Here is a 12,293-nt window from a genome sequence, read left to right as displayed (position 1 = left end):
GCGCTGCTCGACGCAGGCGCTCAGTCCACCGGCCCCGTGGACGACCGGACCACCAGGTGCGTCGGCAGCAGCACGGGGTCGGCGGCGCCACGGGCGACCACGGCGGGCTCGTCGTCGGGATCGCCGCCGAGGTCGTCCTCGTCGCCCGGGCGGTCGCCCTCGAGGCGCGCGAGGAGCAGGTCGGCGGCCATGCGACCGGCGCGCTCGACGGGTGACTCGACGGTCGTCAGCGCGGGACGCACCAGGTCGGCGCCGAAGATGTCGTCGCACCCGATGACGCTCATCCCCCCGGGCACGGGGACGTCCCGCGCGTCGAGGCGCTCGAGGACCCCGAACGCGAGCAGGTCGTTGAACGTGATCACGGCGGTGGCCCCCGCCTCCAGGGCCGCGTCGGCGGCCTGCGCGCCGGACGAGCGCACGGGCGCGTACGGACCGAGCACGACGAGCTCGACGCCGAGCCGGGCGGCCGCGGGCTCGAGCGCCTCGCGGCGCCGGCGGTCGGACCACGACGTCACGGGTCCCGAGGCGTAGACGACGCGGGTGTGCCCCAGCCCGGCCAGGTGCTCGAGGGCCTGCACCATGCCGCCGGCGGTGTCGAGCAGCACGCCGGGCGTGCCGGGGATGGTCCGGTTGACCACGACGAGGGCGAGGTCCGCGGCCGCACCGGCGATCTGCTCGTCGGACAGCCGCGAGGCGGCGAGGACGGCGCCGTCGACCTGCCCGCGCAGCTTGCGCAGCGTGTCGAGCTCGACCTCGGCGGACTCCTCGGTGTCCGCGAGCACCTGCACGTACCCGGACTCGCGCAGGCGGGCCCCCGTGCCGCGCACGAGGCCGAAGAAGAACGGGTTGGTGACGTCGGGGAGCACGAGCGCGACGGTCGCGGTGCGGCCCGAGAGCAGCGCACGGGCCGAGGCGCTGGGGATGTACCCGAGCTCCTTGGCGACCGCCACGACGCGGTCGGCCGTGTCGGCGTTGACGCGACCGGGCCGCGTGAGCGCCCGCGACGCGGTCGACACGGCCACCCCTGCCGCTGCTGCGACGTCGCGCAGCGTGGGCTGTCGCCTGACGGCCATGCACCCTCCCGGTCGGCTCGTCACGACCCGACGCGACGGTGCGTCGGACCGATCTTGCTGGCAAACGATTGCCAGCCTAGCGTGTCCCTGCCTAGTCTCACCAGTGCCCCTCGCGACGTCGCGACCGGGCGGAAGGAGCATGTCACGATGTCCGGCACTGCGATCCGCACGGCCGAGGTACTGGTCTCCAGTCCTGGCCGCAACTTCGTCACGCTCCGCGTCGTCACCGAGGACGGCGTCGAGGGCCTGGGCGACGCCACCCTCAACGGGCGCGAGCTCTCCGTCGCCAGCTACCTCACCGACCACGTCGTCCCCCTCCTCATCGGCAGGGACGCGCACAAGATCGAGGACACCTGGCAGTTCCTCTACCGCAGCGCGTACTGGCGCCGCGGACCCGTGACCATGGCCGCGATCGCCGCCGTCGACGTCGCGCTGTGGGACATCAAGGCCAAGCTCGCCGGCATGCCGCTCTACCAGCTGCTCGGGGGCGCGTCCCGGAACGGGATCATGGCGTACGGGCACGCGTCGGGGCGCGACCTGCCCGAGCTCTTCGACTCGATCCGCCAGCACCTCGACGAGGGCTTCCGCTCCATCCGCGTCCAGACGTCCGTGCCCGGCGTCGACGCCGTCTACGGGGTCGCCGCGCAGCCGTCGTCGTCGGGGCGGTACGACTACGAGCCCGCCCAGCGCGCACCCCTGCCGGCCGAGGAGGACTGGGACACCCGCGCGTACCTGCGGCACATCCCCCGGGTCTTCGAGGCCGTGCGCAACGAGTTCGGCCCCGAGCTGCCGCTGCTGCACGACGGCCACCACCGCATGACGCCCATCCAGGCCGCGCGCCTCGGCAAGGACCTCGAGCCGTACGACCTGTTCTGGCTCGAGGACTGCACGCCCGCCGAGAACCAGGACGCGCTGCGCCTGGTCCGGCAGCACACCGTCACGCCGCTGGCGATCGGCGAGGTGTTCAACACCGTGTGGGACTACCAGACGCTCATCCGCGAGCAGCTCATCGACTACGTCCGCTCGGCCGTCACCCACACCGGCGGGATCACGGCGCTGCGCCGGATCCTCGACTTCGCGGCGCAGTACCAGATCAAGTCCGGCATCCACGGGCCCACCGACATCTCGCCCGTCGGCATGGCCGCCGCGCTGCACCTGGACCTCGCCATCCACAACTTCGGCATCCAGGAGTACATGACGCACTCGGCGACCACCGACGAGGTGTTCCGCACGTCGTTCACGTTCGCCGACGGCTACCTGCACCCCGGCGACCAGCCGGGCCTGGGCGTCACGTACGACGACGACGCGGCGTCCCGGCACCCGTACCAGGCGGCGTACCTGCCGTTCAACCGACTCAAGGACGGCACGGTGCACGACTGGTGAGCGACACGACGCAGACTCCCCCCGTCCACCCCGCGTGGCTGCCCGACGCGGCGTTCGCGCCGCTCGGGTCGCGCCGCGTGCTCGTCGTGACGGGACCCGACGCCGGTCCTGTCGGCGCGACCGTCGTCGACGAGGTCCGGCGCGCGGTCACCACGCACGGCGGCACCCTCACCGTCGCCGACCTCGCGTCGGCCGACGACCACGACCTGGTGCTCCGCGTGGCACCCGACGGCCCGGACACCGGGTTCACCCGACTGCGGACCGGTGGTGTCACCGTCGTCGTCGCCGGCGACGCCACCGGTCTGCTGCACGGCCTGCACGACGTGGTCCGCGCGGGCGAGGCGGCGTTCGGCGCCGACCACCCGCCGGTCGTCTCCCGGCCCCTCGCGCCCGTGCGGATGCTCGACCACTGGGACAACATCGACGTCCACCCCGTGATGGGGCAGGTCGAGCGCGGGTACGCCGGCGGGTCGATCTTCTACGCCGACGGACGCGTGCGCGAGGACCTGTCGCGCGTCGCCGCCTACGCGCGGATGCTCGGGTCGGTCGGGATCAACGCGGTCGCGATCAACAACGTCAACGTGCACGCCACCGAGGCGCGGCTGCTCACCGACGGCCTCGCGGACGTGGCGCGCGTCGCCGACGTCTTCCGGCCCCACGGCGTGCGCACGTACCTGTCGGTGTCGTTCGGGTCGCCGATGCGCCTGGGCGGGCTCGCGACCAACGACCCGCTGGACCCCGACGTGCAGGCGTGGTGGGCCGCGACGGCCGACCGCGTGTGGGCGACGATCCCCGACTTCGGCGGGTTCGTCGTCAAGGCCGACTCCGAGGGGCAGCCGGGGCCGTTCGCGTACGGCCGCGACCACGCCGACGGCGCCAACCTGCTGGCCCGTGCCGTCGCCCCGCACGGTGGCACGGTGTTCTGGCGCGCGTTCGTCTACAACCACGAGCAGGACTGGCGCGACCGGCGCACCGACCGCGCCCGGGCCGCGTACGACCACTTCGCGCCGCTCGACGGCCGGTTCGACGACAACGTCGTGCTGCAGGTGAAGTACGGGCCGCTGGACTTCCAGGTGCGCGAGCCGGTCTCGCCCGTCATCGCGGCGGTGCCGCGCACGCGCGTCGCGGTGGAGCTGCAGGTCACGCAGGAGTACACCGGCCACCAGAAGCACGTGTGCTACCTGGGCCCGCTGTGGTCGGACGTGCTGGGCTTCCCGCTCGCGGAGAACGCGACGCGCACGGTCGCGTCGATCGCCTCGGGCGCGCCCGGTCCGGGGACGCCCGAGGACGCCGACCTGCGCGCCGGTGGCATCACGGCCGTGTCCAACGTCGGCGACGACGAGTTCTGGACCGGCCACCCGCTCGCGCAGGCCAACCTGTACGCGTACGGGCGCCTCGCGTGGGACCCGGCGGCGGACCCGGTCGCGCTGCTCGACGAGTGGATCGGCCTGACCTTCCCCGGGGCGGACCCGCGCGTGCGCGAGACGCTGCACGGGCTCATGGACCGCTCGTGGCTCACGTACGAGGCGTACACCGCCCCGCTGGGCGTGTGCTTCATGGTCGACCCGCTGCGGGGCCACTACGGGCCCAACGTCGACGGGTACGAGTACTCCAAGTGGGGCACGTACCACTTCGCCGACCGGGACGGCATCGGCGTCGACCGGACCGTCGCCACGGGCACGGGGTACACCGGCCAGTACCCGGCGCCGTGGCGCGACGTGTACGAGGACCTGGCGACGTGCCCGGACGAGCTGCTGCTGTTCTTCCACCACGTGCCGTACGGCCACGTGCTGCACAGCGGCACGACGGTGATCCAGCACGTCTACGACACGCGGGCCGACGCGGTCGAGCTGGTCGAGTCGTGGGTGCCGCGCTGGGAGGCCCTGCGCGGGCTCGTCGACGACCGCCTGCACGCGCGCGTCGCCGAGCGCCTGACGGAGCAGGTGCGCTCCGCCACCGAGTGGCGCGACCAGGTCCGCACGTACTTCTTCCGCAAGTCCGGCGTCCCGGACGCCAGCGGCCGCCCGATCTACTGAGCGTGAGGGGTTGCCGTCGCCTGGCGACGGCAACCCCTCACGCTCGCGCCGTCAGCGGCGCGCGGTGAGCGCGGGCTCGGGCGCGGCGCGCGCCGTGCGGCGCAGCGCCCACGTGCTGAGCACCGACGTGACCAGCAGCGCACCACCCACCACGCCGAACGCCCCGACGAGCGGCAGGACGCCGCTGAGCAGGCCGAACGCCGCGGGGTTGGCGAGCTGGGCGCCGCGGTTGGCCGTCGAGCGCAGCCCGGACGCCAGCCCCCGGCGGTCCGCGGGCGTGTGGTCCGCCATGAGCGCGAGCGTCAGCGGCTGCGCGAACCCGAGCGCGAACCCGTTGACCGCGGCCAGCGCGCACAGCAGCCACGGCTGCGGCGGCACGAACGCGACGGCGACGACCGACACCGACGACACGACGAGCACCAGCCCGACCGTCGTCGACTCGCGCAGCCGTGCCATCGCGACGGGGAAGAACGGGCGCGACACGAACGCAGCGGCCGCCGCGACCGACAGCAGCAGGCCCACCTGCCACTGCGGCACGCCCGCCTGCCCCAGCACGAGCGGGTGGTACGCCGTGCGGATGTCGAGCACGACGAGCGCCGTGAAGCTCACGGCGAGCGTCGTCGCGACGGCCGGCACGCGCATCATCGCGCCGGCGTCCCGGAACGAGCGCAGGACGGGCACGGGCACCGCCGGGCGTACCGGTCGCTGGACGCGGACGGCCAGGCCCAGGCCGACGAGCACGAGCGAGAGCGCCGTGTAGAGCGCGAAGCTCGCGGCGTAGCCGCCCACCTCGGCGACCCCCGTCCCGAGTGCCGGCCCGATCGCCTGCCCCGCGGCGAGGAAGAGCGAGAACGTCGCGAGCCGTGCGTTGCGCGACCGCGGCGGCTCGTCGGCCGCCTGCGGCAGCGTCGCGACGGTCTGCAGGCTCACCCAGACCGCGAGCGTCCCCACCCCGATCACGGCCTGGCTCGCCACGACCCCGGCCAGGCCGAGCGGCAGGAGCAGCACCCCGCCGCCGACCGCCATGGTCGCGCCACCGCCCACGAGCAGCGAGCGCACGCCCCACCGGTCGGTCAGCGCCCCGAGCGGGATCGCCAGGAGGGTCGGCAGGATCGCGAAGGACGCGAGCGCGAGGCTGGCCTGCTGCTCGCTGCCGCCGTCCGCCAGCACGTAGGGGCCGATCAGCGGTCGCAGCATGGTGTGCGCCGCCCAGTACGTCACGCCCAGCACCGCGAGCAGCACGGTGGCCGACCGGCCGGCGCGCGGGGGGCGCGCCGGCCGGTCGGTGCTCACGCGGCCCGGGAGAGCGTCGACCACGTCGCGCCGATCTCCTCGCTCGTGGCGACGACGCCGAAGTACTTCTCGACGTTCGCGACCGTGGCCGCGTGCGCGTCCTCCTCGAAGCTCGCCGCACAGTCCTCGACGAGCGTCACGCGGTACTCCGCGAACAGCCCGTCGCGCAGGGTCGACTCGACGCAGACGTTGGTCGAGACACCCGTGAGGAGCAGCGAGTCGATGCCCGCGCTGCGCAGCACGACGTCGAGGTTGGTGCCCGCGAACGCCGAGTACCGGTGCTTGATCACCACGGGCTCGCCGGGCTGTGGCGCGACGCGGTAGAACTCGGCGCCCCACGTGCCGGTCGCGCACGTCGCGACGGGCGTCGGGCCGCCCTCGACCGGGTCGCCGCGGCGCGCGAGCCACGCCGGCGAGTTGGTCGTCTCGTCGTGCGTCGTCTGGATGAACACGACGAGCACGCCGGCCGCGCGGGCCGCGTCGAGGAACGCCTCGAGCCGCGGCACCATCGCGACCGCGCCGGTCACGTCGCTGCCGCGCTGCGCGCAGGCGCCGGCCGGGTCGCAGAAGTCGTTCTGGACGTCGACCACCACGACGGCGGCGGTGCCCGGGGCGAAGCGCGGGGTGGGGTAGGTCATGGGACGGTCCTTCCGGTGGGGGTGCGGGTCAGTCCTGGACGAAGCGGGTGTCGGCGATCACGTCGAACGTCTGGGGCGTCGCGGAGTCGTCGAGGATCTCGCCGCTGCGGGCGACCTCCAGCGCGGTCTCGACGGCCTCCTCGGTCAGGACGCTGCCGCCCCACAGGCCGTCCGCGTACGCGCGGTCGAGGGTCGCGGTGAGGACCGCGGGCTCCATGGTCGGGAACTGTGCGGCGGCCAGCTTCTCGGCGTACTCCCGGTCCTCCTCGATGCGCTGCTGGCCCTTGGCCAGGGCGTCGACGAAGGCCTGGACGAGCTCGGGGTCCTCCTCGACGGTCGCGCGCGGCACGACGATCGAGGAGTACGCGTACGGGCCGAGCAGCTGCAGCGGGTTGATGATCGGCTCGCCCCACAGGCCCTGCTGGATGCCGAGGCCCAGCTGGGGCTCCGCGACGACCGCGACCTGGGCCTGCCCCGCCTGCACGGCGGACGGGATGGCGCTCGAGTCCTCGATCTCGAGGAGCGTCACGTCGGTCGCAGGGTCCAGCCCCTCGGTGATCAGGACGTGCCGCAGGATCGCGTTGGGCGTCCCGCCGTAGCGGCCGCCCGCGATCGTCTTGCCCGCGAGGTACTCCCCCATGTCGGCGCCCGGCTCGGGCTCGTGGCCGGTCGCGGCGACGACGTACACGTTGCCGCGGTTGACGACGTTGGCGACGGCCACGAGGTCGGCGCCCTTGACGTTGGCGACGGCGCCCGACTCGGGACCGCCGATGAACCCGAAGACCTCGCCCGCGAGGGTCGCGTTGACGTGCCCGCCGCCGGTGAGGGTCGTGACCTCGACGTCGAGCCCGGCGTCCGCGAAGTAGCCGAGGTCCTGCGCCGCGTACAGCGGGAGGTAGCCGACGCCGTGCACGGGCTCGGCGAGGGTCAGGGACGTGAGGTCGTCGCCGGCGGCCGCGGCGGTGGTGGTGCCGGAGCCGGGGCTGCACGCCGCGAGGGCGAGGGCCAGGGCGGCGGCGGCGGGGACGAGGGCAGCACGGGCGAGGGTCTTCACGGACGTTCCTCCGGGGGTGGGGTGACGCGGGGGTGGTGGGGGGGCTGCGCGGGGGACGCTCGGCGGGTGGCCGCGCGGGTGGCTCGGCGGGCGGCTCAGCGGGTGTGGGCGAGGCCCTTGAGCAGGCGGCGCTCGAGCCAGGAGACGACGACGTAGAGCAGCATCGACAGGATCGCGAGCGTGAAGACGCCGACCCAGATCAGCGCGATGTCGTACGTCGAGCCGGCGTAGTGGATCATCCGACCGAGACCGGCGTTGGAGCCGATGTACTCCCCGACGATCGCGCCGGTGAGCGCGAGCCCGATCCCGACCCGCAGGCTCGAGGCGATCCACGGCAGGGTCGAGGGGACGACGACCTTGCGGAACACCTGCCAGCGCGACGCGCCGAGCGAGTACAGCAGGGTCGTGAGGTCCTGGTCGACCGACCGGACGGCCGCGTACGTGTTGAGCGTCTGGATGACGATGACGAGCGCGGTCGCCATCGCGACCTTCGACCCCATGCCCAGGCCGAGCACGAGGACGACGATGGGCGCCAGCGCGAGCTTGGGCATGGCCTCGAACGCGATGACCAGCGGCTCGGCGACCAGCGCGTAGCGCCGGGACCACCAGAACGACAGCCCGAGCGCGACACCGCCGGTGACGCCGATGACGAAGCCGAGGACGGTCGACGTGAAGGTGAACCGGACGTCGGCGAGGATCCCGCCCTGCGTGAACGCGACGACGGCGGTGTCCCAGATGCGCGAGGGCTGGCTCCAGAAGAACGGGTCGATCCAGCCGGCCCGCACGCCGGTCTCCCAGCCCGCGAGCACCGCGACGACCACGCCGACGCGCAGCAGGTTGACGCTCCAGGAGCTGGGCTCGGCCGTGCCGCGGCGGCGCCGGACGACCGGCAGCATGCTCGCGCGCAGGCGCCCGAGCTCCCGCAGGGAGTCCTGCGCGGCGCCGGCCGGCGTCGGCCCGGTGCTGACGACGGGGGCGTCGGCCGTGGCGGTCATCGGGTCTCCTGCACGTCGTGGGTCCGGTGGGCGCCGTTGAGCAGCTCGCGGGCGTCGGCCTTGAGGCGGACGAACTCGGCGCTCGTGACGACCGACGGCTTGCGGGGTCGGTCGAGCGGGACGTCGAAGCTCGCGACGATCCGGCCGGGGCGGGCCGACATCACCACGACGCGGTCCGACAGGTAGATCGCCTCGTCGATGTCGTGCGTGACGAACAGGACGGTCTTCTGGAAGTCGTCCCACAGGTCCAGGAGCCACTCCTGCATCTGCTCGCGCGTCTGCGCGTCGAGCGCGCCGAAGGGCTCGTCGAGCAGGATGACGTCGCGGTTGAACAGGATCGTGCGCAGCAGCGCGACGCGCTGGCGCATGCCACCCGACAGCTGGGCCGGGTAGCGACCCTCGAACCCTCCCAGTCCGTAGGTGCTCAGCAGCGGTCGCGCGATGGCCTGGGCGGCCTTGCGCCGCACGCCCCCGATCTCCAGGCCGAGGACCACGTTCTCCAGGACCGTGCGCCACGGCAGGAGCAGGTCCTTCTGCAGCATGTAGCCGACGAGGCCCTGCTGGCCGGAGCGGTCGACCCCGTCGATGAGGATCCGCCCCTCGGTCGGGGTGTCGAGCCCGGCGATGAGGTTGAACAGCGTGCTCTTGCCGCAGCCGCTCGGGCCGATGAGCGAGATGAACTCGCCGGGCCGCACCGTGAGGTCGGCGTCGACGAGCGCGTCGACCGTGCCGCCCTCGGGGCTGGGGAACCTGCGGTGCACGTGCTCGACGACGAGCTGCGGCTCGCTCGTCGTGCCGGTGCCCGCCCCGCTCGGGGCCGGTGCCAGGGTGGTGGTCACGTGAGCTCCTTCGTCGTCGGTTCTATAATCTATAGATGTTCTACGCCGGGCTCGTTTCGGTGGAACGCGCCGTGTGTAAAGGCGCTGTAACGGAGGTCGACCATGGCACTGCCGACGACGCGGGCCCGACCCCCGGGGCCCGCCCGCGAGCGCGCGGCACGTGCGAGCATGTCCGCCGTGAGCCCCAGCGACGTGACCCGCGCCGACGCCCCCGTCACGGCCCACGTCTGGGTCCGCGAGCGCATCCGCGAGGCGATCTTCTCGGGCGTCTACGCACCCGGAGCGCGGCTCGTGCAGGGCGAGATCGCCGACCGGTTCGGCACGAGCGTCACCCCCGTGCGCGAGGCCATGCGGGACCTCGCCAACGACGGGCTCATCGAGGTCCACCCGCAGCGCGCCGCGACGGTGCGGGACGTCGACCTCGACGAGGCCGTCGAGATCAACGAGATGCGCCTGCTGCTCGAGCCCCTCGCGGCCCGTCGCGCCGCCGAGCGCATCACGGAACCGGAGCTCGCGGCGCTGCGGCGCGCCGAGCACGAGATGGAGGCGGCGCCGGACCACGCGACGTGGCTCGAGCTGAACCGCCGCTTCCACCTCGAGGTCATCGCGTACGCCCGCTCACCGCGGCTCGGCGAGGTGCTGCGCAACCTGCGGCAGATCAGCAGCTTCTACCTCGCGGCCCTCGTGCGCGCGCAGGGCGGCGACCGCGAGAAGAGCGCGCGCGAGCACCGCGAGCTGCTCGACGCGTTCGCGCAGCACGACGGGGACCGCGCCGCCGAGGTCATGACGCGCCACCTGGCCGACGCACACTTGCTGCGCGAGCGGCTGGGGCCCGCCGACTGAGCGTCGACGCCCCGCGGACCGTCGCCCGACGGCACGATCCGCTGATCGTGAGGGGTTGCCGTCGCCTGGCGACGGCAGCCCCTCACGCTCGTGCGCTCAGCGACCCGTGCCGTCGACCGCGTGCTCGTCGATGGCCGCGAGCTCGTCGTCCGTGAGCGGCGGTGCCGTCAGGGCGGCGACGTTGTCCTCGAGCTGGGCCACCGAGCTCGCGCCGACGAGCGCCGACGTCACGCGGTCGTCGCGCAGCACCCACGACAGCGCGAGCTGCGCGAGGCTCTGCCCGCGGTCCTCGGCGATCGCGTTCAGTGCGCGGGCCCGCGCCAGGTACGTCGGCGACAGCGAGCGGTCCGACAGGAACGGGCTCGCACCCGCCGCGCGCGACCCGGCCGGAGCCTCCCCGCCGAGGTACCTCCCGGTGAGCAGGCCCTGCGCGAGCGGCGAGAACACGATCATGCCGACGCCCAGGTCGCCCACGGCGTCCAGCAGCGACTCGCGCTGGCCCTCCCCCATTTGCTCGACGTGCCGGTTGAACATCGAGTAGCTCGGCTGGTGGATGAGCAGCCGCACGCCCATCTCCGCGAGGACCGCGTGCGCCTCGCGGGTCTGCGACGGCGAGTAGTTGGAGACCCCGACGTACAGCGCCTTGCCGCTGCGCACCGCCTGCGCCAGCGCACCCATGGTCTCCTCGATCGGTGTCGAGGGGTCCGGACGGTGGTGGTAGAAGATGTCCACGTAGTCCAGGCCCGTGCGCCGCAGCGACGCGTCGAGCGACGCCAGCAGGTACTTGCGCGAACCGCCGTCCTGGTACGGGCCGGACCACATGTCGTAGCCCGCCTTGGTCGAGATGACGAGCTCGTCGCGGTACGGGCGCAGGTCCGCCGCGAGGTGCCGGCCGAAGTTCTCCTCGGCCGCGCCCGGCCGCGGGCCGTAGTTGTTCGCGAGGTCGAGGTGCGTGATGCCCAGGTCGAACGCGCGCCGCAGGATGTCACGCTGCGTGCCGAACGGCGTCTCGTCGCCGAAGTTGTGCCAGAGCCCCAGGGACAGGGCCGGCAGGTCCAGGCCCGAGCGGCCCGTGCGGCGGTAGGACATGGTCGCGTACCGGTCGTCGGCGGCACGGTACGGGTCGAGGCTGGGCATCGTCACTCCTCGCGGGTGGGGGAGCCACCAGGCTAACGACGCACGACGGCATCACCGGGAGCCGCGGCACTCGGCCCGTGTGACGAGGTCGGGCGCGGGCGGCACGCGGCGCTCACGCCGGGTTCGCGAGGTCCACCACCCGGTCCACCCACTCGACGAGGATCGGGTCGTGAGAGGCGAGCAGCACCGCGCACCCCCGGCTGCGCGCCTCGTCGAGGACCGCCACGACGCGCCGCGCGGCGTCCTCGTCGAGGCTGGCGGTCGGCTCGTCGAGGACGAGCAGACGTGGTGCCGTCACGAGGGCGCGGGCCAGCGCGGCGCGCTGCCGCTCCCCCACCGACACCTGCGCCGGACGGCGTCCCACGTGGTCGGTCAACCCGAGCGCGTGGACCAGGTCGCGTGCCCGCAGCGCGACCGCGTCAGCCGTGGTCCGGTCGGACGGGAGCACGACGTTCTCCAACAACGTGAGCTCCTCGAGCATCGCCGACTCCTGGTCCAGATAGCCCAGGTTCGTGGCGCGCCACCGGTCACGCTCGCGCGGACCGAGGCCGGCGACGTCCTCCCCGGACCACCGCACCGTCCCGGAGGCCGGCCGGTCGAGACCGGCAGCCACGCGCAGCACGGACGACTTCCCCGAGCCGCTGCGCCCCACGAGGCACGCCGCACCTCCCGTGGGGACGTCGACGTCGAGACCGTCCACGAGCGGCGCCCTCCGTCCCGGCGCGACCACGGTGAGGCCCGAGAGGCGCAGAACCGGTGGGGGTACCTCGGCCACGTTCGTCATTGCACTCCTCGGGTCGTGCCCAGGATCACGGACACCGGCGTCCGTGTCGGTGGTGACCGCGACCGTGCTCCACTCGACCACGACCGGCACGACGTCGGTCGGCAGCCCACTACCGGCCCACGTGCGGGCGACAGCCCGGGGACACGTCGCGCCGTCGCCGTCACCGACCTCGTGCGCGTTCCGCGCAGACTCGGCCGTGTCGAGCACGGGCATGCGTA

11 protein-coding genes are annotated in these 12,293 nt (G+C 73.6%); 3 read left to right on the top strand and 8 right to left on the bottom strand.

Annotated features, from left to right (window positions below):
- Window positions 1-20: 20 nt before the first annotated feature.
- Window positions 21-1,073, bottom strand: a complete 1,053-nt coding sequence (locus Cph01nite_RS10145; RefSeq protein ID WP_203673798.1) for a LacI family DNA-binding transcriptional regulator — start codon at window positions 1,071-1,073, stop codon at window positions 21-23.
- Between the two features lie 147 nt (window positions 1,074-1,220).
- Between Cph01nite_RS10145 and manD the strand changes: the two genes are divergently transcribed.
- Both manD and Cph01nite_RS10135 read left to right on the top strand, forming a co-directional pair.
- A complete protein-coding gene (manD, locus tag Cph01nite_RS10140; RefSeq protein ID WP_203673796.1) occupies window positions 1,221-2,456 on the top strand; it encodes a D-mannonate dehydratase ManD in 1,236 nt (411 codons plus the stop codon).
- Entirely contained in the window at window positions 2,453-4,492 is a 2,040-nt protein-coding gene (locus Cph01nite_RS10135; protein WP_203673794.1) for an alpha-glucuronidase, read from the top strand. Before manD ends, Cph01nite_RS10135 begins: the two co-directional genes overlap by 4 nt.
- 51 nt (window positions 4,493-4,543) lie before the next feature.
- Here Cph01nite_RS10135 and Cph01nite_RS10130 read toward each other — a convergent pair whose 3' ends face one another.
- The 5 genes from Cph01nite_RS10130 to Cph01nite_RS10110 form a co-directional block, all read right to left on the bottom strand.
- Window positions 4,544-5,785, bottom strand: coding sequence for an MFS transporter (locus tag Cph01nite_RS10130; protein ID WP_203673792.1), 1,242 nt, complete (start codon window positions 5,783-5,785; stop codon window positions 4,544-4,546).
- A complete protein-coding gene (locus Cph01nite_RS10125; protein ID WP_203673791.1) occupies window positions 5,782-6,423 on the bottom strand; it encodes a cysteine hydrolase family protein in 642 nt (213 codons plus the stop codon). The genes Cph01nite_RS10130 and Cph01nite_RS10125 overlap by 4 nt, the downstream gene beginning before the upstream one ends.
- A gap of 28 nt (window positions 6,424-6,451) precedes the next feature.
- Entirely contained in the window at window positions 6,452-7,477 is a 1,026-nt protein-coding gene (locus Cph01nite_RS10120) for an ABC transporter substrate-binding protein (RefSeq protein WP_203673790.1), read from the bottom strand.
- 95 nt (window positions 7,478-7,572) lie between these two features.
- Entirely contained in the window at window positions 7,573-8,472 is a 900-nt protein-coding gene (locus Cph01nite_RS10115; protein WP_203673789.1) for an ABC transporter permease, read from the bottom strand.
- Window positions 8,469-9,311 (bottom strand): ABC transporter ATP-binding protein, encoded by an 843-nt coding sequence (locus Cph01nite_RS10110; protein WP_203673788.1) that lies wholly within the window; start codon window positions 9,309-9,311, stop codon window positions 8,469-8,471. Before Cph01nite_RS10110 ends, Cph01nite_RS10115 begins: the two co-directional genes overlap by 4 nt.
- Before the next feature lie 177 nt (window positions 9,312-9,488).
- Here Cph01nite_RS10110 and Cph01nite_RS10105 point away from each other — a divergent pair, with 177 nt between their 5' ends.
- Entirely contained in the window at window positions 9,489-10,154 is a 666-nt protein-coding gene (locus tag Cph01nite_RS10105) for a GntR family transcriptional regulator (RefSeq protein ID WP_203673787.1), read from the top strand.
- Window positions 10,155-10,250: 96 nt separating this feature from the next.
- Here the strand turns inward: Cph01nite_RS10105 and Cph01nite_RS10100 are convergent, their stop codons facing one another.
- Both Cph01nite_RS10100 and Cph01nite_RS10095 read right to left on the bottom strand, forming a co-directional pair.
- Window positions 10,251-11,291 (bottom strand): aldo/keto reductase, encoded by a 1,041-nt coding sequence (locus Cph01nite_RS10100; protein WP_203673786.1) that lies wholly within the window; start codon window positions 11,289-11,291, stop codon window positions 10,251-10,253.
- Between the two features lie 112 nt (window positions 11,292-11,403).
- Window positions 11,404-12,288, bottom strand: coding sequence for an ABC transporter ATP-binding protein (locus tag Cph01nite_RS10095; protein WP_203673784.1), 885 nt, complete (start codon window positions 12,286-12,288; stop codon window positions 11,404-11,406).
- Window positions 12,289-12,293 lie beyond the last annotated feature (5 nt).

It is taken from the genome of Cellulomonas phragmiteti, assembly GCF_016862775.1.
In the GTDB taxonomy this organism is placed as follows: domain Bacteria; phylum Actinomycetota; class Actinomycetes; order Actinomycetales; family Cellulomonadaceae; genus Cellulomonas; species Cellulomonas phragmiteti.
The sequence above is the reverse complement of the archived record's forward strand: the minus strand, read 5'-3'. Positions and strand labels throughout refer to the sequence as shown.

Excerpts from the sequence above, each read along its gene's own strand:
- Cph01nite_RS10145 (WP_203673798.1), bottom strand. The coding sequence starts at position 1,073 with ATGGCCGTCAGGCGACAGCCCACGCTGCGCGACGTCGCAGCAGCGGCA.
- manD (WP_203673796.1), top strand. The coding sequence starts at position 1,221 with ATGTCCGGCACTGCGATCCGCACGGCCGAGGTACTGGTCTCCAGTCCT.
- Cph01nite_RS10125 (WP_203673791.1), bottom strand. The coding sequence starts at position 6,423 with ATGACCTACCCCACCCCGCGCTTCGCCCCGGGCACCGCCGCCGTCGTG.
- Cph01nite_RS10115 (WP_203673789.1), bottom strand. The coding sequence starts at position 8,472 with ATGACCGCCACGGCCGACGCCCCCGTCGTCAGCACCGGGCCGACGCCG.
- Cph01nite_RS10100 (WP_203673786.1), bottom strand. The coding sequence starts at position 11,291 with ATGCCCAGCCTCGACCCGTACCGTGCCGCCGACGACCGGTACGCGACC.
- Cph01nite_RS10095 (WP_203673784.1), bottom strand. The coding sequence starts at position 12,288 with ATGCCCGTGCTCGACACGGCCGAGTCTGCGCGGAACGCGCACGAGGTC.